Origin of the sequence: Neisseria sp. P0014.S002 (assembly GCF_051958295.1) — a bacterium.
In the GTDB taxonomy this organism is placed as follows: domain Bacteria; phylum Pseudomonadota; class Gammaproteobacteria; order Burkholderiales; family Neisseriaceae; genus Neisseria; species Neisseria flavescens_B.
The window spans coordinates 20,425-46,057 of sequence record NZ_JBQCVO010000004.1; the positions used below are offsets into that span (position 1 = coordinate 20,425).

The 25,633-nt window shown below is 47.1% G+C and carries 20 protein-coding genes; 10 read left to right on the forward strand and 10 right to left on the reverse strand.

Annotated features, from left to right (window positions below; genetic code table 11):
• Positions 1-52: 52 nt before the first annotated feature.
• Both ACTHSX_RS05505 and clpB read right to left on the reverse strand, forming a co-directional pair.
• Positions 53-2,041 carry a site-specific recombinase gene (locus ACTHSX_RS05505; RefSeq protein ID WP_440377047.1) on the reverse strand — a complete coding sequence of 663 codons (1,989 nt, stop codon included), beginning with the start codon at positions 2,039-2,041 and terminating at the stop codon, positions 53-55.
• A 229-nt stretch (positions 2,042-2,270) separates the two neighbouring features.
• A complete protein-coding gene (gene clpB / locus ACTHSX_RS05510; RefSeq protein WP_440377048.1) occupies positions 2,271-4,844 on the reverse strand; it encodes an ATP-dependent chaperone ClpB in 2,574 nt (857 codons plus the stop codon).
• Positions 4,845-5,102: 258 nt separating this feature from the next.
• On the opposite strand from clpB, the gene trpS reads away from it, so the two are divergent.
• The 3 genes from trpS to tpx all read left to right on the forward strand — a co-directional run bounded on the left by trpS (position 5,103) and on the right by tpx (position 7,271).
• Positions 5,103-6,113, forward strand: coding sequence for a tryptophan--tRNA ligase (trpS, locus tag ACTHSX_RS05515; RefSeq protein ID WP_004520609.1), 1,011 nt, complete (start codon positions 5,103-5,105; stop codon positions 6,111-6,113).
• A gap of 80 nt (positions 6,114-6,193) precedes the next feature.
• Positions 6,194-6,733, forward strand: a complete 540-nt coding sequence (locus tag ACTHSX_RS05520; RefSeq protein ID WP_440377049.1) for a hypothetical protein — start codon at positions 6,194-6,196, stop codon at positions 6,731-6,733.
• A 43-nt stretch (positions 6,734-6,776) separates the two neighbouring features.
• On the forward strand, positions 6,777-7,271 hold the full coding sequence (tpx, locus tag ACTHSX_RS05525) for a thiol peroxidase (RefSeq protein WP_440377050.1): 495 nt from the start codon (positions 6,777-6,779) through the stop codon (positions 7,269-7,271).
• A 103-nt stretch (positions 7,272-7,374) separates the two neighbouring features.
• On the opposite strand, the gene ftsH is transcribed toward tpx, so the two are convergent.
• Both ftsH and ACTHSX_RS05535 read right to left on the reverse strand, forming a co-directional pair.
• A complete protein-coding gene (ftsH, locus tag ACTHSX_RS05530; protein WP_440377051.1) occupies positions 7,375-9,336 on the reverse strand; it encodes an ATP-dependent zinc metalloprotease FtsH in 1,962 nt (653 codons plus the stop codon).
• 70 nt (positions 9,337-9,406) lie between these two features.
• Positions 9,407-10,027 (reverse strand): RlmE family RNA methyltransferase, encoded by a 621-nt coding sequence (locus ACTHSX_RS05535; protein ID WP_070591269.1) that lies wholly within the window; start codon positions 10,025-10,027, stop codon positions 9,407-9,409.
• Positions 10,028-10,138: 111 nt separating this feature from the next.
• Here ACTHSX_RS05535 and yhbY point away from each other — a divergent pair, with 111 nt between their 5' ends.
• The 6 genes from yhbY (at position 10,139) to ACTHSX_RS05565 (ending at position 19,391) form a co-directional block, all read left to right on the forward strand.
• The gene (gene yhbY / locus ACTHSX_RS05540) at positions 10,139-10,426 is read left to right on the forward strand and encodes a ribosome assembly RNA-binding protein YhbY (protein WP_070631077.1); all 288 of its coding nucleotides are present in this window, start codon (positions 10,139-10,141) and stop codon (positions 10,424-10,426) included.
• 224 nt (positions 10,427-10,650) lie between these two features.
• Entirely contained in the window at positions 10,651-12,078 is a 1,428-nt protein-coding gene (locus tag ACTHSX_RS05545) for a tetratricopeptide repeat protein (protein WP_440377052.1), read from the forward strand.
• Positions 12,079-12,683: 605 nt separating this feature from the next.
• Positions 12,684-15,347 (forward strand): pyruvate dehydrogenase (acetyl-transferring), homodimeric type, encoded by a 2,664-nt coding sequence (gene aceE / locus ACTHSX_RS05550; RefSeq protein WP_295849213.1) that lies wholly within the window; start codon positions 12,684-12,686, stop codon positions 15,345-15,347.
• 144 nt (positions 15,348-15,491) lie between these two features.
• A complete protein-coding gene (gene aceF / locus ACTHSX_RS05555) occupies positions 15,492-17,099 on the forward strand; it encodes a dihydrolipoyllysine-residue acetyltransferase (protein ID WP_440372893.1) in 1,608 nt (535 codons plus the stop codon).
• A gap of 79 nt (positions 17,100-17,178) precedes the next feature.
• Positions 17,179-18,963, forward strand: coding sequence for a dihydrolipoyl dehydrogenase (gene lpdA / locus ACTHSX_RS05560; protein WP_440377053.1), 1,785 nt, complete (start codon positions 17,179-17,181; stop codon positions 18,961-18,963).
• An 89-nt stretch (positions 18,964-19,052) separates the two neighbouring features.
• Positions 19,053-19,391, forward strand: coding sequence for a P-II family nitrogen regulator (locus ACTHSX_RS05565; RefSeq protein ID WP_314589097.1), 339 nt, complete (start codon positions 19,053-19,055; stop codon positions 19,389-19,391).
• 254 nt (positions 19,392-19,645) lie between these two features.
• On the opposite strand, the gene ACTHSX_RS05570 is transcribed toward ACTHSX_RS05565, so the two are convergent.
• A complete protein-coding gene (locus tag ACTHSX_RS05570) occupies positions 19,646-20,134 on the reverse strand; it encodes a choline/carnitine O-acyltransferase (RefSeq protein ID WP_440377054.1) in 489 nt (162 codons plus the stop codon).
• A gap of 118 nt (positions 20,135-20,252) precedes the next feature.
• Here ACTHSX_RS05570 and mpl point away from each other — a divergent pair, with 118 nt between their 5' ends.
• A complete protein-coding gene (gene mpl, locus ACTHSX_RS05575) occupies positions 20,253-21,629 on the forward strand; it encodes a UDP-N-acetylmuramate:L-alanyl-gamma-D-glutamyl-meso-diaminopimelate ligase (RefSeq protein WP_440377055.1) in 1,377 nt (458 codons plus the stop codon).
• 205 nt (positions 21,630-21,834) lie between these two features.
• Here mpl and ACTHSX_RS05580 read toward each other — a convergent pair whose 3' ends face one another.
• The 5 genes from ACTHSX_RS05580 to ACTHSX_RS05600 all read right to left on the reverse strand — a co-directional run bounded on the left by ACTHSX_RS05580 (position 21,835) and on the right by ACTHSX_RS05600 (position 25,594).
• Positions 21,835-22,083, reverse strand: a complete 249-nt coding sequence (locus ACTHSX_RS05580) for a hypothetical protein (RefSeq protein ID WP_440377056.1) — start codon at positions 22,081-22,083, stop codon at positions 21,835-21,837.
• Between the two features lie 599 nt (positions 22,084-22,682).
• Positions 22,683-22,811 (reverse strand): FeoB-associated Cys-rich membrane protein, encoded by a 129-nt coding sequence (locus ACTHSX_RS05585; RefSeq protein ID WP_003683546.1) that lies wholly within the window; start codon positions 22,809-22,811, stop codon positions 22,683-22,685.
• Complete coding sequence (gene feoB / locus ACTHSX_RS05590; protein WP_070615952.1) at positions 22,808-24,676, reverse strand: ferrous iron transporter B; 1,869 nt, start codon at positions 24,674-24,676, stop codon at positions 22,808-22,810. Before feoB ends, ACTHSX_RS05585 begins: the two co-directional genes overlap by 4 nt.
• Positions 24,677-24,703: 27 nt before the next feature.
• Entirely contained in the window at positions 24,704-24,973 is a 270-nt protein-coding gene (locus tag ACTHSX_RS05595) for a FeoA family protein (RefSeq protein ID WP_049344802.1), read from the reverse strand.
• Between the two features lie 351 nt (positions 24,974-25,324).
• The gene (locus ACTHSX_RS05600) at positions 25,325-25,594 is read right to left on the reverse strand and encodes an HU family DNA-binding protein (RefSeq protein WP_003683413.1); all 270 of its coding nucleotides are present in this window, start codon (positions 25,592-25,594) and stop codon (positions 25,325-25,327) included.
• Positions 25,595-25,633: the final 39 nt, after the last annotated feature.

Sequence of the window (25,633 nt, forward strand, 5' to 3'; positions counted from 1 at the left end):
TAAATTAAAAGGCCGTCTGAAAAGTATATATTCAGACGGCCTTTCTTCAATCTTACTTCGTGTTTTCTTTGTTATTCACTTGAACCGGATACAGCAAAATCAAAGGATTCGCTTTCACTTGACTCCAGAAGCTCTTCAGCAGATTACGCATACTGCCCAAACGCGTACCGCGAGAACGAAGCGCAACAGCCAAAGCCAAAGAAAAGCTGACCACCAGATTCACCATGCCGATTGCCAATACACTTGCCAAGCCAAGAATAAAAGTGAATATATCTGTATGACCGCTAATCGCGGCATAACCCAAATTTGCCGAAGAGAACGCCACATGGCGAATATCCAGCGGCAAGCCGAAAAGATGGCCAAAATAGCCGGTCATACCCAAAAGCATACCGAAAATAAAATTGCCCATAAGCGATCCGTAATGCTTATGAATATAAGCGGCCAAATGGCGGCGCGGCTGTGGACGCATGATTTTTCGTAAAAACGGATTAAATGGCAGACGCTGACGCAGGTTCAGATAATCGGAACGGTTGTCAAAGAAGCCGGCAATAATCCCCGAGCAAAACAACCATACACCGGCAATAGCGGCATACCATAAAGTCGGCTGGGTAAAAATCTCAATAGATTTAAGCTGGTAGGCTGTAACCGCTTCGTTCAACAAGGGCTGGCCATGCGTGTAGGCATAACCCCAAGCAATCCCCGCCGCCAACAATACGGCAATCGATACATTGCCAAACACGGCAACACTTTGCGAACGGCACACATCAATCAGCAGTTTTGCCAACTTGTTGTCCACCGCTTTGCTGCCTTCATTTGAGTCCACCTGCTCGGCAAAGCTCGCCGCCGTCATGGCAGGCTGCTTGGTCGCAACTGTGCAGTGCAGCATATGAATCAGCATAAAGCCTAAGCCGTAGTTAAGTCCGGCAAGGAAGGAAGTAGTAAACTCGCTGAATCCCAAAGACGCAATATGGATTTTATTCAATGCCATCAAAGCAATAATTACGCCACCGCCTGCTGCGGAATAAAACATTTTGAAATATTCGCTACGGTTGCGCGTAATGTAATGCTCACCATGATGGCTTTTGTTTTCCGTAATACTACGCGCCAGCATTCGGATACTGCTTTTACGCAAGTGGCTGGTGCTGTATTGCTCTACCGCCGCATAAATCATCGCATTCATCAGATTGATGGTTAAGCGGGTACGGCTGCCGGTTTCAATTTGAATATTGGTCAACAGTTTCAGACGGCTGATAGTTTGTTGCAAACGCTCCAGCAAGTGCGCCACTTTCACTGACGAACCAGACCCTGCTCCTGTACCACGACGACGCAGATACTCAATTTGCTTGTCGCACTGGTCAAACATGACCTCCAAGTGCGCCGTATCGTAAGTTTCTTCACTGTGGCGATAGTGTTCAACCAATTTTGCAATTTCACGTTGCAAAGCAACAAATGCCGAATCCGCCTCCAATAAACGGGGGGCGATCCGTATTAAATCCGGCTCAATCGCTTCGGAAGCAATCCAAATAGACAGCATTTCTACCGCTCGCAAACGGGCATCCGCCAACTGTCGGCTGGCCATCTGAAGCAAAGCAGGATCCGCTTTACCCTGCAACAATTCATACATGCTCAACCATTGGCGCAAACTCAGGGTTTGCAACCATTTATCATCGTTTTTTGAATGAAAAAGATATAAAAATACTTCGCGCAGATTGGAAAAATCTTTATAAGACGGGCTAAAACGTTCGTAAATCCGTATGCCCATCTCCCGAGTAAAACTATGGCGCGAGAAAATACCCAGCTTAATCAGCGCAGGATAGATGTGAACTTTGGACAACCAGGTATAGAAACGCAGGCTAAATTGACGGCATAAAGCATCGTCTTGTTTTAAAGTAGATAAAATCAAATCGAAACGTTCAGAAGCCTGTTTTTTGCCTCCTCGGCGCAAAAATTTGATTAATGCATTGAGAATAAGAACAAAGTCGGTATCATTTAAGCGCTCCGACAAAACAATGTGAAGATTTTGATTAGTCAGTTTTTGCATTGTAGTATTATTACACAAAATGAGATATTTAGCAAGAACCTCGGCAAACAGGTCGGATTATATCGCATTCTTTATCAACCGATGGCACAAGATTTTCGATTAATATTCTCTAAAATTCAATGAATAATCAAATTACATAACAAATATATGATGTGAATCAATAACTAGGAAAGGCCGTCTGAAAGAATTCAGACGGCCTTTTACAACAACATACTACATTGTTTTAACCTTATGCAAACAAGAGCTTACCACCCTCTTCTTTAACATGGATTGTGCTATCAGGTGCATATTTGCCTTCAAGCAATGCTTTTGCCAGCGGGTTTTCGATTTCTGACTGAATGGCGCGTTTGAGGGGGCGGGCACCATACACAGGGTCGAAACCGGCTTTAGCAATCAGATCCAAGGCAGCTTCATCAACTTTCAGATGCAGATGTTGTGCTTCCAAACGTTTTTCCAAACCTTTAAGCTGGATTTTCGCAATGCTGCGGATATTGGCCTGATCCAAACCGTGGAACACGACTACTTCATCAATACGGTTGATCATTTCAGGACGGAAATGATCTTTCACATCCTCCATCACAACTTCTTTCACCGCTTCATAGTCCTGAGTACCCATTTGTTGGATATGTTGGCTACCGATATTGGAAGTCATCACGATAACGGTATTTTTGAAGTCCACGGTTCGACCTTGTCCATCAGTCAAACGGCCGTCATCCAATACTTGCAGCAAGATGTTGAATACATCCGGATGGGCTTTTTCCACTTCATCCAAAAGAATCACGCTGTATGGTTTGCGGCGGACTTGCTCAGTCAGGTAACCGCCTTCTTCGTAGCCGACATAGCCGGGAGGCGCACCGATTAAGCGGGCAACAGCATGTTTTTCCATGTATTCAGACATATCGATACGAATCAGATGATCTTCGCTGTCAAACAGGAAGCCTGCCAATGCCTTACACAATTCGGTCTTACCCACACCGGTCGGACCTAAGAACAAGAAGCTGCCATAAGGTTTATTCGGATCGGCCAAACCGGAACGGCTGCGGCGGATAGCGTCAGACACGGCACGCACGGCTTCGTCTTGACCAACCACGCGGCGGTGCAATACTTCTTCCATTTTCAACAGCTTGTCGCGTTCGCCTTCCATCATTTTTGACACGGGGATACCGGTCATGCGGGAAACGATTTCGGCTACTTCATCCGCGCCGACTTCAGTACGGAAAAGTTTGTTTTGTTTTTTGCCGTCGGAGTTGCTTTCCGCTGCCTGCAACTGTGCACCCAATTTCGGTAACTCACCGTATTCGAGTTCGGACGCGCGGGCAAAATCGCCTTGGCGTTTGGCCTGCTCGATTTTGACTTTGATGTCGTCCATCTGTTTCTTGATGTCGGCAGTGCTGGATGATGCCGCCTTTTCAGCTTTCCAGATTTCGTCCAAATCGGCGTATTCTTTTTGCAGACCGTCGATTTCTTCGTCTATCAATTCCAGACGTTTTTTGCTGGCATCATCAGTTTCTTTGGCAACGTGCATTTTTTCCATTTTGAGCTGGATAATGCGACGGTCAAGTTTATCCATCTGCTCAGGCTTACTGTCCAGCTCCATTTTGATGCGGCTGGCGGCTTCGTCAATCAAATCAATCGCTTTGTCGGGTAGGAAGCGATCGGTAATGTAGCGGTCACTCAATTCTGCGGCGGCAACGATGGCGGGGTCGGTGATGTCGATGCCGTGGTGGATTTCGTAACGCTCCTGCAAACCGCGCAGGATGGCGATGGTGTCTTCCACGCTGGGTTCGCCGACCAATACTTTTTGGAAGCGGCGTTCGAGTGCCGCGTCTTTTTCGATGTATTGGCGGTATTCGTCCAAGGTGGTCGCGCCGATGCAGTGCAATTCGCCGCGTGCCAAAGCCGGTTTCAACATATTGCCCGCATCCATCGCGCCGTCGGTTTTACCCGCGCCGACCAAAGTATGGATTTCATCAATGAAAATCAGGGTGTTGCCGTCGTCTTTCGCCAAGTCGTTCAACACGCCTTTCAAGCGTTCTTCAAATTCGCCGCGGTATTTCGCGCCGGCAATCAATGCCGCCAAGTCCAAAACCAGCAGGCGTTTGTTGCGCAGGGATTCGGGCACTTCGCCGTTGACGATGCGTTGCGCCAAACCTTCGACGATAGCGGTTTTACCCACACCCGGCTCGCCGATCAACACGGGGTTGTTTTTGGTGCGGCGTTGCAGCACCTGAATCGCGCGGCGGATTTCGTCGTCGCGGCCGATAACGGGGTCAAGTTTGCCGTCGCGGGCGCGCTGGGTCAGGTCGAGCGTGTATTTTTTCAGCGCATCGCGTTGGTCTTCGGCATTGGCATCGTTCACGTTTTGTCCTCCTCGTACCGCGTCAATCGCGGCATTGATGTTTTGTTCGGTCGCACCGGCTTCTTTCAGGATTTTGCCGATCGCATCGTTCTGCTGCACCAAGGCAAGCAGGAAAAGTTCGCTGGCGATATAGGCATCGCCGCGTTTGGTTGCCGCTTTGTCCATCAGGTTCAACACTGCCTGCAATTCGCGGCTGGGCAGAATATCGCCGCCCTGACCGGACACTTTCGGCAAGCTGTTTAAATGTTGTTGCAAACGCTGCTTCACCTGTGGCACATTCACGCCCGCATGAGCCAAGAGCGCGGCGGCTCCGCTGTTTTGGTCGTCAAGCAGGGCTTTCAGTACGAATCCCGCTTCCAGATAGCTGCTGTCTGCAGCCAACGCCAAACTTTGACCTTCTTGCAGAGCTTGCTGGAATTTAGCAGTCAATTTATCAAATCTCATTTTACGTTCCTCTTCAAATATATTCTGTTAGAGCCTATATAAGCGCAAATGTGGATAACTCAATAGTTATTTACTCCATTAATCAAAAATTTTTACTATATTATTGTTTTATAAAGTTTTATTTTTACAATTTTATGTGTATAACTTTTATTATCCAGTTACCCTTTGCTCAAAAGGCCATCTGAAAAATCAAGAATAATCAGGTATAATCGGCACCATATTTATTTTCAGACGGCCTTTGTGCCGAAGGATACTTTCATGAGCAAAAAACGAGTTTTAACAGGCGTTACCACAACAGGTATTCCACACTTAGGCAACTATGTCGGTGCCATCCGCCCTGCTATCCGCGCGGCGCAAGATTCCAATACTGAATCATTCCTCTTTTTAGCCGACTATCACGGCATCATCAAATGTCATGAGCCGGAAATGATTCATCAATCTACTCAAGCTGTTGCTGCCACATGGCTCGCCTGCGGACTTAATCCGGAACAAACCACTTTCTACCGTCAAAGCGACATCCCCGAAGTCATGGAGTTGAACTGGATTCTGACCTGTATCACCGCAAAAGGCCTGATGAACCGCGCCCACGCTTATAAAGCTGCAGTACAGGCAAATACTGAAAACGGTCAGGAAGATCCGGATCACGGCGTGGAAATGGGCCTGTACAGCTACCCTATCCTCATGACTGCCGACATCCTTATGTTCAATGCCCATGAAGTTCCAGTCGGTCGCGACCAAATCCAACACGTTGAAATGGCACGCGATATTGCCGGCCGCTTCAACCACCGCTTCCAAGAGCTCTTCACCCTGCCAGAAGTGAAAATCGACGAAAATGTCGAACTCTTGGTCGGCTTGGACGGACGCAAAATGTCCAAGTCCTACGGCAATACCATTCCGCTTTGGGAAAACGACAAGAAAACCCAAAAATCGGTCAACAAAATCATCACCAATATGAAAGAACCCGGCGAGCCGAAACAGCCTGATGAAAGTCCTCTATTTGAAATCTACAAAGCTTTCTCCACGCCGTCTGAAACTGCTGAGTTCACGCAAATGCTGGCCGAAGGCCTTGCTTGGGGTGAAGCTAAGAAACTCTTGGGCGCAAAAATCAATGCCGAACTCGCAGAGCCGCGCGAGCGTTACAATGAATTGACCGCCAAACCCTCTCAAATTGAAGACATTTTGCAGGCCGGTGCACAAAAAGCGCGTAAAGAAGCACGCGAATTGTTGGATAAAGTACGCGATGCAGTAGGTATTCGTCCGTTGAAATAATAGTAAGGCCGTCTGAATATTTCAGACGGCCATAATATCGTTTATCATTTGAAATATAATCGTTTTCTAGGGTTTCTCATATGAAAAAAACCTTCCCCCTTATCTTGCTCAGCCTTTCATTGGCTGCCTGCGGCGGTAAATCTGAAGATACTGCAGCCAATGATGCTGCTTTAGGCAAAGCGCCCAAGCCTACCTTCAAAGTTAAATATATCGATGAACAAGCCATAGCCGGTTTGGATTTGGGTACAGCTCAAGAAGGCGAAACCAAAGAAGGTAAGAAACAACGCACCTATCCGATTAACGGCATAGAGGGCGGCGTCATCAATCTGATTGGCAAGCACCCTACCGACTTAGAAGCCATCAGCGGCCAATGCATGGAAAAAAATGAAAAAGGCGTTTCAGCCGGCTGGTCAGCCAACGGCGTCTGCCACACTGCCTTTGCAAAAATAGTGGACAATATTGCCCAAGACAGCAGCAAACTGACCGACTATCTGATTTCACACGCTGCTTTGCAGCCTTATACCGAGGGCAAAAGCGGTTATGCCGCCGTACAAAACGGCCGCTATATTTTAGAAATTGACAGCGAAGGCACGTTTTATTTCCGTCGCCGTCATTACTAAACTCTTGACTATCCTATTTCCCCACTGACACAAGGACTGAATCATGGCTCAAGTTACTTTCCAAGGCTCACCTATTTCTACAAACGGCAATTTGCCCGCTATCGGCCAAGTTACACCCGATTTCACATTGGTAGCAGCAGACCTATCTGAGAAATCATTGGCTGACTTTGCAGGCAAACGCAAAGTGCTGAATATTTTCCCTAGCATTGACACAGGCGTATGCGCCCAGTCCGTCCGCACTTTCAACAAACGAGCCTCTTCTTTGGACAATACCGTCGTTTTGTGTATTTCTGCCGATTTACCGTTCGCACAAGCCCGTTTCTGCGGTGCAGAAGGTTTGGAAAATGTAGTGACACTTTCTACATTCCGCAGCAGCTTTTCTAACGATTACGGTGTTACACTGACAGAAAGCCCATTACGCGGCCTGACTGCCCGTGCAGTGGTGGTTTTGAACGAGCAAAACCAAGTTCTTCACGCTGAGTTGGTTTCTGAAATTGCGAACGAGCCTAACTACGAAGCAGCTTTGGCTGTTTTGTAATTAACCAAATCAAATCAGGCTGTCTGGAAATTTTCAGACGGCCTTTTGCTTATCTTCAAAATAAAAACGGTAGCTTTAAAGCTACCGTTTTCTGTTTCAAACCTTATACAGATTTATCTGTTTTGTCTGCTTCTACTGACTCAGTATTCTGAACCTCATTTTGCTCAACAGGTTCAACAGCTTCAGCAACAGGCGCTTCAGGCTCTTCTACTTTGTCATCACGGACATTGTGGCTGTAATCTTTAGGCGGGCTAGGTTGTTTACCGGCCATAATTTCCAAAACTTGGTCTCGATCGATGGTTTCCCAATCCATCAGTGCTTTGCACATGGTTTCCATCTTATCGCGATTTTCATCCAAGATTTTGTAAGCGACTTGGTATTGCTCATCCAAAATACGGCGGATTTCCGCATCGATATCTTGTTGTGTTTTCTCGGAAATATTTTGAGAACGGGTTACGCTGCGACCCAAGAATACTTCACCTTCGTTCTCAGCATAAACCATCACACCCATTTTGTCGCTCATACCATAACGCGTTACCATCTCGCGTGCCATTTGAGTTGCACGCTCAAAGTCGTTAGATGCACCGGTAGAAATACGGCCAATAAAAATATCTTCAGCAATACGGCCACCAAACAAGATTGAGAGCTGACTCAGCATTTGGTCTTTGTACATACTGATGCGGTCACGCTCAGGCAGCTGCCAAGTCAAACCCAATGCACGGCCACGAGGCATAATGGTTACTTTGTGAACCGGATCGGTAAACGGCAGGCTTTCCGCTACGATGGCATGACCGGCCTCATGATAGGCTGTCGCACGTTTTTCATCTTCGTGCATCACCATGCTGCGACGCTCCGGACCCATGTAAATTTTGTCTTTAGCATCTTCAAAGTCGCTTTGATCGACTTTCACTTTATTGCGACGACCGGCAAACAAAGCTGCTTCATTGACCAAGTTTGCCAAATCGGCACCTGAAAAACCAGGGGTACCGCGTGCTAAAGAAGTCAAATCTACGGATGCATCCAAAGGTACTTTTTTAGCGTGTACTTTCAAGATTTGCTCACGGCCACGGATATCAGGCAATGGAACAACGACTTGACGGTCAAAACGGCCCGGACGCTGCAACGCAGGGTCAAGTACATCAGGACGGTTGGTTGCTGCGATCACAATAACGGTTTGGTTGCTTTCAAAACCATCCATTTCAACCAATAATTGGTTCAATGTTTGCTCACGCTCATCATTACCACCGCCCAAACCGGCACCGCGCTGACGGCCAACCGCATCAATTTCATCAATAAAAATAATACATGGCGCGTTTTTCTTAGCCTGCTCGAACATATCACGGACACGGCTCGCACCGACACCGACAAACATTTCTACGAAGTCAGAACCTGAAATACTGAAGAATGGCACACCGGCCTCACCAGCAATCGCTTTAGCCAGCAATGTTTTACCCGTACCAGGGCTACCGGCCAACAAAATACCGCGCGGTACACGACCACCCAGACTTTGGTAACGGTTAGGCGATTTCAGGTAATCCACGATTTCTTGTACTTCTTCTTTTGCCTCATCACAACCGGCAACATCGGCAAAAGTAACTTTATTGGAATCTTTGTCCAACAAACGTGCACGGCTCTTACCAAAAGAGAATGCGCCGCCTTTACCGCCACCGCCGCTTTGCATGCGCATGAAGTAGAACCATGCGCCAATCAACAACAAAACAGGCAACAGGCTGTAAAACAGACTGGCCAACATGCTTGGTTTTTCTTCCGGAGTCACTTTGACGCGTACTTTGTTGTCCAATAGTGTTTTAACCAAGTTGTCATCCAAAGGCGCATTGGTGTAGAAGGAAGTTTTATCGGTGCGCTCACCTTTAATCAGATAGCCGCTGACAACAGATCCTTCAATATTGACATTGGATACTTCGCCACTATTAACTTGCTGAATAAATTGAGAATATTCGATTTGCTGTTTATCTTCCTGCTTATCGCTGAGCGCATTGAATGCTGCTAAAAGCATAGCACCACCCACTACCCAGACTAATATGTTTTTAATGGTATTCCCCACTGAACAGGCTCCATGGTTACAAAATAAATAAAATCAAGGGAAAGAATTTTAAAGCACCCACCCTACATTGTCAGCGTTTATTTTTACCTAATAGGTAAATCTCACTGGAACGATTGCGGGAAGCATCCGGCTTTCGAGTTTGTACACTGGCAAAAATTTCACGCATAGCCGCCGTATACTCTTGATAACCCGCGCCTTGAAACACCTTCACTAAAAAACTGCCCCCGGTTTTCAAATGTTGGGAGGCAAAATCCAAAGCCAGGTCACACAAATAAAAACTGCGTGCCTGGTCTGTTACGGCATTGCCTGACATATTGGGTGCCATATCGCAGATTACAAGGTCTAACGGACGATTATCCAATAAGGCTTCAAACTGTTCCAAAACAGCATCTTCCCTAAAGTCGCCCTGAATAAACGACACGCCTTCAATAGCATCCATCGGTAAAATATCCAAAGCAAACACAGCCCCAGTTTTACCGACCAGCTTGGCCGCCACCTGTGACCAACTTCCCGGCGCACTGCCCAAATCCGCCAAAACCGTACCTGGCTTGATTAATTTGTCTTTCTGATTAATTTCCAATAATTTATAAGCCGCTCTGGCACGATATCCGTCCTTTTGTGCCATATGGACATAATGATCGTTGACGTGCTCATGCAGCCATGCTTTTGAAGATTTTGAGCGTACAGCCATCTTGATTTGAAATGCTTAAGTTAAAATCAGCATTGTACGTTATTTCCCCCGTAAATGTTCTAAATCGCGTACAATATAGCCATTATTCTTTTTAATTGGATACTTATTAATATGAGCGACAACAAATTAAGCACCAAAGAAATTTTGGCCTTGAAAGCCCAAGCACACCACCTCCACCCTGTCGTTATGGTTGGCCAACAAGGCTTGACCGACTCGGTCATCAAAGAAACCGATGCCGCATTGACAGCGCACGAATTGATTAAAGTCCGTGTTTTTGGCGATGATCGTGCTGAACGTATTGAAATTTGTGATGCCCTGTGTGAAACACTGGGTGCCCAACTGGTGCAACATATTGGTAAATTACTTGTTTTGTGGCGTAAAAAACCGGACGATGAATAATTTAAACTGAATAAACAGCAGAAGTATTTTCTCAACCCACTTTATCACACCCTTCTGTTGTATTTATGCAGCATAAAACAAATTATTCCATTATTCTAAGTATAAAAATACAAATACGGTTGTCTGTTTTTGTAAATAACCTCAAAATTACAAAATCATAACGGCCGCACCTTGTCGGCCGATAATTTTATTCTTAATCCTTCACAAAATATAAAAGCAAACCGATGAATGCTCAACAATATGAAGAATCTTTTCTGCTAGCAGAAAAATTAATCACTCAAGACCCACCTGACTTTGCACGAGCCATTCCATTGCTCTGCGAAGCAGCAGAAGCCGGGCATATTGAGGCTGCATTTCAGCTGGCAGGATGCCTGATCGAACACCATGAAAATGAGCAAGATTTAGTAATTGCAGTTGAATATTTAAAACAAGCTGCAAGAGCTGGTCATCCATATGCCCGCTATAATCTTCTCCAGTTACAAGAAAATAATGGAATAGAAGTAGAAAAGCTCATTGCAACCTATCAAGAGCTTGCCGAAGAAGGATTGGCTCCTGCCCAACTGCGCCTGATGCGTTTATACGCAGACAATGGCAATGACCAAGAAGCAGTCAAATGGGCATTAAAAGCTGCCGAACAACAAAATCCTCAGGCACAATACTTCTTAGCCCAACATTACCAATACTCCAGCTCTCCTGATTTGGAATATTCCCATAAACTTTATCAGCAATCCGCTGCACAGGGATTTATTGCGGCACACTGGCAACTCGGCCTTCAATACAAATTGGGGCAAGGTGTTGCACAAAATCCTGAAAAAGCCATCGAACATTTGCGTATTGCCGCCGATTACGACATTGTTCCGGCGCAAACTTCTCTTGGAGAACTCTTAGCCGCATCAAATTCTGCTGAAGCATTGAAATGGTTCGAAAAAGCTGCCGAACAAGATGACAGTAATGCGCATGTAGCACTTGCCGAAATATATCTATTGGGTAAAAACACCGAACGAGACCCTCAAAAGGCCTATCAGCACGCTAAATTTGCAGCAGATCAAAATGATCCGGAAGGCTTGCGCCTTTTAGGTGATATCCATCGCTACGGATTGGGACGAGCAGTTGATGCAGACATGGCCCGTCAATATTATCAACGCTCGGCTGATTTAGGTAATCTTGTTGCTTACCAAAAACTTCTGTCTGACAGTGCATTGAATAACCAGCAAAACTATGAGCTGACGAAAGAAATCGCCCTCCAACGTCAGGAAGCTGAACGTTTGTACAAGCTGGCATTTGCAGCGCACTATGGCTTAAAACGCCAACAGAATTACGCTGAAGCACTGGATCTATACCATCAGTCCGCAGAACGTGGACACAGCAAATCCCAAACCAATCTTGGCATGATGTATTACAGCGGACAAGGCGTACCTGTCGACTATACCCAAGCTGCAAAATGGTTTGAAGCGGCGGCCAGACAAAGAGACACGATGGCTCAATATAATCTTGCCTGCCTGTATTATCACGGCATGGGTGTAGAAAAAGACATCAACAATGCTTGTTTCTGGTTGCAAGAAGCCATCCAACATGGACATGAACAGCAAGACGTTCTCAAAGAGCTTTTGGCTCAATGGAAACAATTCGCTCAAAAAGGCTCTGCCGCTTAAAGGCCGTCTGAAATTCTAACTTCCTACATAAATGACATGTCAGCGCTAAAATAGCCTGTACATGTCATTTTTTTTCATTTACCCTTCCTCTACAATCGCCATTTTCAAATCCCATTTCTCCTTAATCTCTTTAGAGTCTTCAGACGGCCTATTCTCTTTGTAAAAAACCAGATAATCTAAATTTAATTTTCTATTTACAACAAAATTTGAAAAATATTTTTCGTATTCGAATAAACTTCCTCAAATATCTGATATTTTTTACTGTATCCACTCAATATCTCGATTTAAAAACAAGCTCCATAACTCTTTAAAAAACTCTTTAAAAAAAAATCCTAATTTCAACCTCTACATCCTATCAATATCTACAGCATGATTTGCCAGTTTGCCCAATTACTGATAGCATTTGCAGGTTAGCTGGTTCGCAAAAAGTTCAATTCTTTCTGATTTTTCATCAACGCTTATAACGTATTGAAAATATTTCAGTAATTAAAACTTTTTCGAATTTGACTCTAGGAATTTTCGTTTTTAACTCACATCTGTTCGCAAACGAAAATATCGGAGTAATACTCCGTCATTGAAAAACACTCAACACAAGGATAGATATTATGTCCACCCAATTACACGATGTTGACCCAATTGAAACCAAAGAATGGTTAGACGCGTTAAGCTCTGTTTTAGAATATGAAGGCAGCGAGCGCGCCCAATACCTGCTGGAAAGTTTGGTCAAATACAGCCGTGACAAAGGCATCCGCATGCCTCACGGCACCACTACTCCATACTTGAACACCGTTTCCGTTGAAGACGAAAAAGGCATCCCTGGCGACCAAAACATCGAACACCGCATCCGTGCATTCGTTCGTTGGAACGCTGCCGCTATCGTTTTGCGCGCGGGTAAAAAAGATTTGGAATTGGGTGGACACATTGCATCTTTCCAATCAGCCGCCACTATGTACGAAGTCGGCTTCAACCACTTCTGGAAAGCTAAAGGTGAAGGCGAAGAAGGCGATTTGGTATTCTTTCAAGGCCACGTTGCCCCTGGCATCTACGCACGCGCGTTCGTTGAAGGCCGTCTGACTGAAGACCAATTGAACAACTTCCGTCAAGAAGTTGACGGCAAAGGTCTGCCTTCTTACCCTCACCCTCACCTGTTGCCTGACTTCTGGCAATTCCCAACCGTATCTATGGGTCTTGGCCCATTGATGGCGATTTACCAAGCACGCTTCCTGAAATACTTGGAATCTCGCGGTCTGGCTAAAACCAAAGGCCGTAAAGTATGGGTATTCTGTGGTGACGGCGAAATGGACGAACCTGAAAGCCAAGGTGCTATTGCTCTGGCTTCACGCGAAGGCTTGGACAACTTGGTATTCGTCATCAACTGTAACCTGCAACGTTTGGACGGCCCAGTACGCGGTAACGGCAAAATCATTCAAGAGCTGGAAGGCAACTTTGCCGGCGCCGGCTGGAATGTTGTGAAAGTCATCTGGGGTCGTCGTTGGGACCGCCTCTTGGCAAAAGACAAAGACGGCATTCTGCGCAAACGCATGGAAGAGTGCCTGGACGGTGACTACCAAACTTACAAATCCAAAGACGGTGCATACGTTCGCGAACACTTCTTCAATACACCTGAACTGAAAGCATTGGTCGCCGATATGACCGATGAACAAATTTGGGCATTGAACCGTGGTGGTCATGACCCTCAAAAAGTGTACAACGCTTACGACCGCGCTGTGAACCACGCAGACGGCAAACCTACTGTAATCTTGGCTAAAACCATTAAAGGTTACGGTATGGGCGCATCCGGCGAAGGTCAAAACGTTGCCCACCAAGCCAAAAAAATGGATAAAGCGTCTCTGAAACAATTCCGTGACCGCTTTGACATTCCGGTAACTGACGAGCAAATCGACAGCGGCGACCTGCCTTACCTGACTTTTGCTCCTGACAGCGAAGAATACAAATACCTGCACGCACGCCGTGAATCTTTGGGTGGTTACCTGCCTAAACGCAACCCTACCCAAGACGTTCTGGAAGTGCCTGAGCTGTCAGCATTTGATGCTCAACTGAAATCCAGCGGTGACCGTGAATTCTCAACCACCATGGCTTTCGTACGCATCCTGTCTACTCTGCTGAAAGACAAAAAAATCGGCAAACGCGTTGTACCTATCGTTCCTGACGAAAGCCGTACTTTCGGTATGGAAGGTATGTTCCGCCAATACGGTATTTGGAACCCTAAAGGTCAACAATACACCCCTCAAGATAAAGACCAACTGATGTTCTACAAAGAATCTGTTGACGGTCAAATCTTGCAAGAAGGTATTAACGAGCCAGGCGCAATGGCTGACTGGATCGCGGCTGCAACCAGCTACGCCAACAACAACTTTGCGATGATTCCTTTCTACATTTACTACTCTATGTTCGGTTTCCAACGTGTCGGCGATTTGGCATGGGCTGCCGGCGATATGCACGCACGCGGCTTCCTGTTGGGTGGTACTGCCGGCCGTACAACACTGAACGGTGAAGGCCTGCAACACGAAGACGGCCACAGCCACATTCAAGCCGATTTGATCCCGAACTGTGTTTCTTACGATCCGACCTTTCAATACGAAGTAGCTGTTATCGTACAAGACGGTCTGCGCCGTATGTATGCCAATAACGAAGACGTGTTCTACTACATCACCCTGATGAACGAGAACTACGCTCATCCTGACATGCCTGAAGGCGTGGAACAAGACATCCTGAAAGGTATGTACTTGCTGAAAGCCGGTGACAAAGGCGACAAGAAAGTTCAATTGATGGGTTCCGGCACCATCCTGCAAGAAGTGATTGCCGGTGCCGAATTGCTGAAAGCCGACTTCGGCGTAGAAGCAGACATTTGGTCTTGCCCGTCCTTCAACCTGTTGCACCGCGACGCCATCGAAGTAGAACGTTTCAACCGCCTGCATCCGCTGGAAGCTGAAAAAGTGCCTTTCGTTACCTCACAACTGCAAGGTCATGACGGTCCGGTTATCGCCGCTACCGACTATATCCGCAGCTATGCCGACCGTATCCGCGCGTACATCCCGAACGACTACCATGTCTTGGGTACCGATGGTTTCGGCCGTTCCGACAGCCGTGCCAACCTGCGCCGCTTCTTCGAAGTGGACCGCTACAACGTTGCCGTGGCAGCATTGAGCGCATTGGCAGAGCAAGGCAAAGTCAGCAAAGAAACCGTTCAGCAAGCCATTGAAAAATACGGCATTAATGCCGATGTGGCTCCAAGCTGGAAACGCTAATTGATGTTTCAGACGGCCTGTTTGCTTTATTCAGACATCAGGCCGTCTGGAAACCGAATGCTTGAATGGCTTGAACAAACTGTACCGATGCCGTAAGAAACAGTTTTCAGACGGCATCAAACTGAAAATGTTAAAGGAACTCAAATGAGTATCGTAGAAATCAAAGTCCCTGATATCGGCGGTCATGAAAACGTCGACATCATCGCCGTAGAAGTCAAAGCGGGCGACACCATCGCCGTTGACGACACCTTGATTACGTTGGAAACCGACAAAGCCACTATGGATGTGCCTGCTGATGCAGCCGGCGTCGTGAAAGAAGTTAAAGTGAAAGTTGGCGATAAAATCTCTGAAGGCGGCGTTATTCTGACCGTTGAAACCGGTGCTGCCGCTGCTGATGCCGCTCCGGCTCCTGCAGCAGAAGCTCCTGCTGCTCCAGTTGCTGCGCCCGCAGCCGCTCCTGCCGGTGGCGCTACCGTACAAGTTGTTGTACCTGATATCGGCGGTCACTCTGACGTAGACGTTATTGCTGTTGAAGTTAAAGTCGGCGACACTGTTGCCGTTGACGACACCCTGATTACTTTGGAAACCGATAAAGCCACTATGGACGTACCATGTACCGAAGCTGGTGTGGTTAAAGCCGTATTCCTGAAAGTTGGCGACAAAGTATCCGAAGGATCCGCCATCATCGAAGTAGAAACTGCTGGCTCTGCTGCAGCAGCTCCAGCTCCTGCCGCTCAAGCTGCCGCACCTGCACCAGCTGCCGCTCCAGCTCCTGCTGCACCAGCCGCTGCGCCTGCACCTGCTGCTCCTGCTGCTGCCAAAATCGACGAAGCTGCGTTTGCCAAAGCTCACGCAGGTCCTTCTGCTCGTAAACTGGCTCGCGAATTGGGCGTAGATTTGGGCCAAGTCAAAGGTACCGGTCTGAAAGGCCGTATCATGGGCGAAGACGTTAAAGCCTTCGTTAAATCCGTTATGCAAAGCGGTGCAGGCAAACCTGCCGCTGCTTCTTTGGGCGTTGGTCTGGACTTGTTGCCATGGCCTAAAGTTGACTTCTCTAAATTCGGCAGCGTCGAAGTTAAAGAACTGTCTCGCATTAAGAAAATCTCCGGTCAAAACCTGTCTCGCAACTGGGTTGTGATTCCTCACGTTACCGTACATGAAGAAGCGGACATGACCGAATTGGAAGAATTCCGCAAACAGCTGAACAAAGAATGGGAACGCGAAGGCGTGAAACTGTCTCCATTGGCGTTCATCATTAAAGCCTCTGTTGCTGCGCTGAAAGCCTTCCCTGAATTCAACGCCTCTCTGGATGGCGACAACTTGGTGCTGAAAAACTACTTCAACATCGGTTTCGCTGCCGACACGCCAAACGGCTTGGTTGTTCCAGTCATCAAAGACGTAGATCAAAAAGGCTTGAAACAAATCAGCCAAGAGCTGACCGAATTGTCTAAAAAAGCCCGCGAAGGCAAGCTCAAACCTCAAGAAATGCAAGGCGCATGCTTTACCATTTCCAGCTTGGGCGGTATCGGCGGTACAGGCTTCACGCCAATCGTGAATGCTCCTGAAGTTGCTATCTTGGGCGTGTGCAAATCCCAAATCAAACCGGTTTGGAACGGCAAAGAATTTGCTCCTCGCCTGATGTGCCCGTTGAGCCTGTCCTTTGACCACCGTGTCATCGACGGTGCCGCCGGTATGCGCTTCACCGTATTCCTGGCTAACCTGTTGAAAGACTTCCGCCGCATTACTCTGTAATCCGAGCATTTTCAGACGGCCTCAAATAAAAAGGCCGTCTGAAAAAAAGAAGTCCGAACATCATTCAGAAAGATTAGACATGAGCTTAGTTGAATTGAAAGTGCCCGACATTGGCGGTCACGAAAATGTAGATATTATTGCGGTTGAAGTAAATGTGGGCGATACCATTGCTGTGGACGATACCCTGATTACTTTGGAAACCGATAAAGCGACTATGGACGTACCTGCCGAAGTTGCAGGCGTAGTCAAAGAAGTTAAAGTTAAAGTGGGCGACAAAATCTCCGAAGGCGGTTTGATTGTTGTCGTTGAGGCCGAAGGTGCAGCTGCTGCTCCTCAAGCCGAAGCGCCTGCCGCGCCTGCACAAGAAGCACCTAAAGCAGCCGCTCCTGCACCGCAAGCCGCGCAATTCGGCGGTTCTGCCGATGCAGAGTACGACGTGGTCGTATTGGGTGGCGGCCCTGGCGGTTATTCTGCTGCATTTGCCGCTGCTGATGAAGGCTTGAAAGTTGCCATCGTTGAACGTTACAAAACTTTGGGCGGCGTTTGCTTGAACGTCGGCTGTATCCCTTCCAAAGCGCTGTTGCACAATGCTGCCGTTATCGATGAAGTACGCCACTTGGCTGCCAACGGTATCAAATACCCTGAGCCTGAACTCGATATCGATATGCTGCGCGCCTACAAAGACGGCGTTGTTTCCCGTCTGACTACCGGTTTGGCCGGTATGGCTAAAGGCCGCAAAGTGGACATTATCCAAGGTGACGGCCAATTCTTGGATCCGCACCACTTGGAAGTTTCTCTGACGACCAGCGAAGTGTACGAACAAGCGACTCCTACCGGTGAGAAAAAAATCGTTGCCTTCAAAAACTGTATCATTGCAGCAGGCAGCCGCGTAACCAAACTGCCTTTCATCCCTGAAGATCCACGCATCATCGATTCCAGCGGCGCTTTGGCTCTGAAAGAAGTACCGGACAAACTGTTGATCATCGGTGGCGGTATTATCGGTCTCGAAATGGGTACAGTTTACAGCACTCTGGGTTCTCGCCTGGATGTTGTTGAAATGATGGACGGCCTGATGCAAGGCGCAGACCGCGACTTGGTTAAAGTATGGCAAAAACAAAACGAATACCGTTTTGACAACATCATGATCAACACCAAAACTGTTGCTGTCGAGCCTAAAGAAGACGGCGTTTACGTTACCTTCGAAGGTGCAAATGCGCCTAAAGAACCACAACGTTACGATGCCGTACTGGTAGCTGCCGGTCGTGCGCCTAACGGCAAACTCATCAGCGCTGAGAAAGCCGGTGTTGCCGTAACTGATCGCGGCTTTATCGAAGTGGACAAACAAATGCGCACCAACGTGCCACACATCTACGCTATCGGCGATATCGTCGGTCAACCGATGTTGGCACACAAAGCCGTTCACGAAGGCCACGTTGCCGCTGAAAACTGTGCCGGCCACAAAGCCTACTTCGACGCACGCGTTATTCCGGGCGTTGCCTACACTTCTCCTGAAGTGGCATGGGTTGGCGAAACCGAGTTGTCTGCCAAAGCCTCCGGTCGCAAAATCACCAAAGCCAACTTCCCATGGGCTGCTTCCGGCCGTGCGATTGCCAACGGTTGCGACAATGGTTTCACTAAGCTGATTTTTGATGCTGAAACCGGCCGCATCATCGGTGGCGGTATCGTTGGCCCTAACGGCGGCGATATGATCGGTGAAGTCTGCTTAGCCATCGAAATGGGCTGTGATGCAGCCGATATCGGTAAAACCATCCACCCACACCCAACCCTGGGCGAATCCATCGGTATGGCTGCGGAAGTGGCATTGGGCGTATGTACCGACCTGCCTGCTCAGAAAAAGAAATAAGTTCACTCAAATAAAATTTGAACGAACTTGATGGAACAAAGGCCGTCTGAATGTTTCAGACGGCCTTTTCGCAAACAAGGAGACTCAATATGAAAAAAATCGAAGCTATTATCAAACCTTTCAAACTCGACGATGTACGCGAAATCCTGACTGAAATCGGTATTACCGGCATGACTGTCAGCGAAGTTAAAGGCTTCGGCCGCCAAAAAGGCCATACGGAAATTTATCGTGGGGCAGAATATGCTGTTGATTTCCTGCCCAAAGTAAAAATCGAATTGGTATTGTCTGACGACAAAGTCGATCAGGCTGTTGACGCCATTGTGGAAACCGCACATTCCGGCAAAATCGGTGACGGTAAAATCTTTATTTATCCGGTTGAAGAAGCCATCCGTATTCGTACCGGAGAACGCTCAGAAGCAGCACTTTAATAGAAATCGTAAAATACAGAAGACAAATGCCGTCTGAAAATAAGTCGTAGCGTGGTTTACTTAGAACTTATTTTCAGACGGCATTATTTTCACAATTACAGCCACAACTTTTCTGAGACCTCGAACCATCACTATCTGCCTGAATAAACATAGAAACCATAGACAATAAAAATACCACTTATCACTCAAGCGGCATTTTATGTATCAGTTTTCTATGATTGACTTAGGTTCAATCTGCGGAAAATCTCACACTATCAAGCATTGAGAAATTCGAGCAGATTTTTTCCGCCTACTTTCAGAGCATCTACGAATGTGTTGACTTTCTCTTGTTGCTCTTGAGTATGACTTACCGTATACAGCCAGCCTTCCGGTGTGATTGTATAGTTGATGCCCAAGCCGCCCACTGAAGTCGGTGCAAAAGCAAAGTTTACTACCGTACTGTTGCCACCTACGGTTGAAATAGAAAGAAAATCGGTAGTAAAGGTTTGATAGCCTTCATCTTTATAGAATTCAGGAAGCTTGCCGCCTGCTCTAGCTGCCATCAATTTGAGACCCAGCAAGTGACGGTTTGGACCTTGACCGAGTTTGCAAGCTTTAATGCGTGCTTTGTGTTCGGCTAATGCGGCATCCAGTGCTTCACGAGATGGATTTCCCTGCAGCAAAGTACCAACAAATGCCAGCGATTCTTCTGAAACAGGACGAATGCATTCAGTGCGGCCGTTTTTAAAGTGACTGACATCCACTGCTTCGTATGTGTCATCCCCTATTCTTATTGCCGCTTTACTTTTCAGACGACCTCTTTATCCAAACTCCGTTATAATGACGGCTTTAAAATTAATTCATCCCCAAGACGGTTTTATCATGAAACACATCCACATTATCGGTATCGGCGGCACATTTATGGGCGGCGTAGCAGCTATTGCCAAAGAAGCAGGTTTTAAAGTCAGCGGTTGCGACGCAAAGATGTATCCGCCGATGAGCACCCAGCTCGAAGCCTTGGGCATAGACGTACACGAAGGTTTTGATGCATCTCAATTAGACGAATTTAAAGCCGATATTTACGTTATCGGTAATGTTGCCAAACGCGGCATGGATGTGATTGAAGCCATTTTGAACAAAGGTCTGCCTTATATTTCCGGCCCACAATGGCTGGCTGAAAACGTATTGCACCAACACTGGGTGCTCGGCGTGGCGGGGACGCACGGCAAAACGACTACCGCCTCCATGCTCGCATGGGTCTTGGAATATGCAGGTCTCGCACCAGGCTTCCTGATTGGCGGCGTACCGGAAAACTTCAGCGTTTCCGCCCGCCTGCCGCAAACGCCGCGCCAAGACCCGAACTCAAAATCCCCATTCTTCGTTATCGAAGCCGACGAATACGACACTGCCTTTTTTGACAAACGCTCCAAATTCGTACACTACCGTCCGCGTACCGCCATTTTGAACAATCTGGAATTCGACCACGCCGACATTTTTGCCGATTTGGGCGCCATTCAAACCCAATTCCATCATTTGGTACGCACCGTGCCGTCTGAAGGCCTCATCGTCTGCAACGGCCAACAGCAAAGCCTGCAAGACACTTTGGACAAAGGCTGCTGGACGCCCGTAGAAAAATTCGGTACCGAACAAGGCTGGCAGGTTGGTACCGTTCATGCCGACGGCTCGTTTGATGTACACCATCACTGCGAAACAGTCGGATACGTCGCTTGGGAACTAATGGGCGAACACAACCGCATGAACGCCCTCGCCGTCATCTCTGCCGCACGTCATGCCGGAGTTGATATTCAGACAGCCTGTGAAGCTTTGAGTGCATTTAAAAATGTCAAACGCCGTATGGAAATCAAAGGCACGGTAAACGGCATCACTGTTTACGACGACTTCGCCCACCACCCGACCGCCATCGAAACCACCATCGAAGGCCTGCGTCAGCGTGTCGGTAACACACGCATCCTCGCTGTCCTCGAGCCGCGTTCCAACACCATGAAACTCGGCACCATGAAAGCTGCGCTGCCCGAAAGCCTCAAAGATGCTGACCAAGTGTTCTGCTACGCCGGCGGCGTGGACTGGGACGTCGCCGAAGCTCTCGCGCCTTTGGGCGGCAAGCTGCACGTCGGGCAAGACTTCGATGCCTTCGTCGCCGAAATCGTGAAAAATGCCGAAGCAGGCGATCATATTTTGGTGATGAGCAACGGCGGTTTCGGCGGGATACACGGGAAGCTGCTGGAAGCGTTGAAATAAGGTTGGTTTAAAGTTTGGAATGATTGAGGTCGTCTGAAAACCGGAGTTTGGTTTTCAGACGACCTTTTTTGAGAATTAATTATGGAAGCATATTGGCTGCTAGACCGATATTTTGGGTGTTCTATAGATTTTATTGAGACATATCACAACTTATACTTCCTGCGTTGTGTTTAGCATGTGGATTTTTAATTGACAAATAGGCTGATTATATGCAATTAGAAAACTTACTTCTAACTGGTTCTTCAAAGATTCGTCTTAAATCCTCCAAAAGAAAATCAGCTTCAGATTCTAGTATTTTCCCCAAATCTGCAGCTAACGCATATAAACAAATCACACCTCTTTTTTGAATTACTTCAAACATTAGTGTTAATACATACATTCTGCTTTGTAACGAGAGTATTTTCTCGTGCTCTTCTCGCTGTTTATAGTTGTAATATCCAGTGTCCCAATTCATATTGTTTACATTGTAAAATACAATTAATAATTTGATAAAAACAATGGGATTCCAATTTAATTTTATTATATCATAATGAGATAGTTTTGTTGGTAGGTAGGTAGGTATTATTCAGAAGATGTACAGCTTGAAATACTAAGTTATTATACGCAACTCTTCTGTACACAGGATCTAATAAATCAGCCATTTCAACAAAAGTTTGGATAGGTAATAAGGTTTGTTGGTCTATCCATTTTGAATTTTTATTAAATCTCCAATAGCAATATGAAATCACTATTAATATAATAAAAACTATCAGTAGAAAAATTTCCATAGTATCTCCTAAGTATTTAAATATTTATTATGCATTATATCATAATTAATTAAGATACATTACATTTTGTAAATGATATTTAGAGTTGGTAAATAGGCAAGTCTTAGTGATCCGATATTTTGATATTGCAGATACATTCCACAGTTGTTTGGTTGATAGCTTACTATTTTGTAGTTTCTCGAGTACTGACATCATATTCGATGCTTCTGTTGTTTGAACCATAGTCCAAACATACAAAAGGCCGTCTGAAAGAGTTTCAGACGGCCTTTTACCTAACCCTCTTTATTTAACCGCAACCGCCGCATTTGCCGCAGCCGCTGCTGCAGTCGCGTTTTTTCGGTTTGAACACGAATTTTCGCAAGAGAAAGAATACGCAGGCGAGCATAATCAAGCCGACGATAATATATTGAGTCATGATGATAGTATCCTTGAAGAAATTTGGTAAACCACGAATGCGGCAAAATAAGCCATCAGGAACAAATAGCCTGTAATCATAAGCATATTTTTCGTGGATTTGGTTTCGCGTTTAATTACGGTCAAAGTCGCGGCACACATCGGAGCATACACATACCAAGCCAAGAAGGCAAAGGCGGTCGGCAGGCCCCAGTTGTTGTGTATGATGGGAATTAATGCGTTTTGTACGGCATCTTCAGACGACGCGCTGACGGCATAAACGGTACCCAATGCGGCAACGACCACTTCACGCGCGGCAATACCCGGAATCATGGCGATACACATTTCCCAAGTAAAACCCAAAGGTGCAAAAAACGGCTGAATAGCATGACCAAGCGTACCTGCCAAGCTGTAATCGATGGCGGCACCGGTTGCGCCTTCAGGCGGTTGCGGCCAGCTTACCAAGCCCCACAGAACCACGGCCAACGCAAAAATGATGGTACCGGCGCGTTTCAGGAAGGCTTTAACCCTATCCCACAAGCTGGTCATGATGTGTTTGAAGTTAGGCGTACGGAAAGTCGGCAATTCCATCAAAAGTGGGAATTGTTGCACATTGCCTTTCATCCGCGCCAAGCGTTTCATGATATACGCTGCCAATGCAGCCGACAGAATGCCTACGATATAAAGAATAAACAATGTCAGGCCTTGCAGGTTGAAAATCCCACCCACTGTACGGTCAGGAATAACAGCGGCGATAATCAGCGCATACACTGGCAAACGTGCGGAACAAGTCAGCAACGGCGCAACCGCGATGGTAACAAGGCGTTCGCGCGGGTCGTTAATGGTACGCGCCGACATCACGGCAGGAACGGCACAGGCAAAGCTGGACAAAAGGGGAATAAACGAACGGCCGGACAAACCGCTTTTTGCCATGATGTTATCCAGCAGGAAGGCTGCACGCGGCAGATAGCCTGAGTCTTCCAATAGCAGGATAAAGGCAAACAAAATCGTAATCTGCGGCAGGAACACCAACACGCTGCCCAAACCGGCAATGACGCCGTTGACGAGCAAGTCGCTGAGGATGCCCGGCTCCATGTTGGCGCCTATCCATTCGCCCAGCGCGGTAAAGCCGCCTTCGATGGCGTCCATAATCGGCGCCGCCCATGTGTAAACCGCTTGGAACACCATAAACAGGATGACCAGCAGCATAATCATGCCCCAGACGGGGTGCAGCACGATGTCGTCGAGTTTTTTGTGCCATGCGGGCAGCGTCATCTGGGTGCGTACCACTTGTGCCAAAATCGATTCGACTTCTTGATAAAGTTTGTCGCTATCCAGCGCATCGAGCGTGCGTTCGGCAGAGGCGGGGTTTGCGGGGAAAGAGCGTTTGCGCGGCAGCTTCGCCACGGCTTCGCGTACAGCCTGTACACCCGACGCGCTCACTGCAACTGTTTCCAAAACAGGTGCATCCAACAACTCGCTCAGTTTGGCCGCGTCGATATTCAAGCCCCTTTTGCGGGCCACGTCGCTCAAATTCAGCGACACCACCATAGGCAGTCCCAGCGTTTTCAGTTCCAAAATCATGCGCAGGGTCATACGCAGGTTGGTCGCGTCGGCAACGGCAATAATGGCATCGGGCGGAATGCCCATCTTGCCTACCATTACATCTTTCGCCACCGCTTCGTCGGGGCTGGTCGTGCGTAGGCTGTATGTGCCCGGCAGGTCGATAATGCGGACGGCCTCGTCGTCGAGGAAGGCGCCCTCGCGCTTATCGACAGTTACGCCCGGATAATTGGCAACCTTGGCATGTGAGCCGGTCAAACCGTTGAACAAAACGGTTTTGCCGCAGTTTGGCGCGCCAATCAAGGCAAAATAGCTTAGTTCCATCATTTTTCCTTATTCTTTCAGACGGCCTTAAACGGCCTCAACGATACGACACATAATCTTCCCAGCCTCTTCCAAACGCAGGGAAAATTGAGATTGGTTACCCAAACGTACCGCAAACGGGCCTCTCCCAAAACCACCCACTGCAATCACTTGCAACGGCATTCCGCTGGAAAAACCCAAATCTGCAAGGCGACGGGTTACCAAGGTATCCAAATCACCAAAAACAGGATTGGAAACGATGGAATCAATATGTACGACTGCGCCTTTTTTCAGGCGCGACAAAGGAATGGTAGACATAAGCCTCTCTTTTCATTTGTTTTAAAAAATCAGATTATTAGAAATGTGAGAAGTGCTGACGAATGTGTGGCACATTTGAAAGGTTGGTTATGAGTGGCTATTCGCTACTTCTTTCAATAAGTGCGGTTTGTTTTAAGTATTGTTATTTTCTTTGCTAATGATAAATCTTATTGATGTAAAAATCAAATGTAACAAGATAAACTAAAAAGGCTGAAATCCTTTTATCATTAGGATTTCAGCCTTTTTATACACTCAACAAACTAAAGGCCGTCTGAAAACTTTCAGACGGCCTTCAAAATAAAAAACCGAATCAAATCGGTTTTTTATTCCCATTCAGGGAAAGACTCTAAATTACAGAGCGTCTTTCAATGCTTTACCGGCACGGAATTTAGGAGTTTTAGCAGCAGCAATAGTCAAAGGCTCGCCAGTTTTAGGGTTGCGGCCTTGACGTTCGGCGCGTTCGCCGACGTAGAAAGTACCGAAACCGACCAGAGTAACAGTGTCGCCGTTTTTCAATGCGTTGGTTACGGCATTAGTAGTAGCATCCAAAGCTTTTTGCGCAGCAGATTTGGAAATGCCGGCTTCTTGAGCAATTGCTTCGATCAATTCAGACTTGTTCACAATTAGTCCCTTCCTATCGTAAAAAATGATGAAATGCCC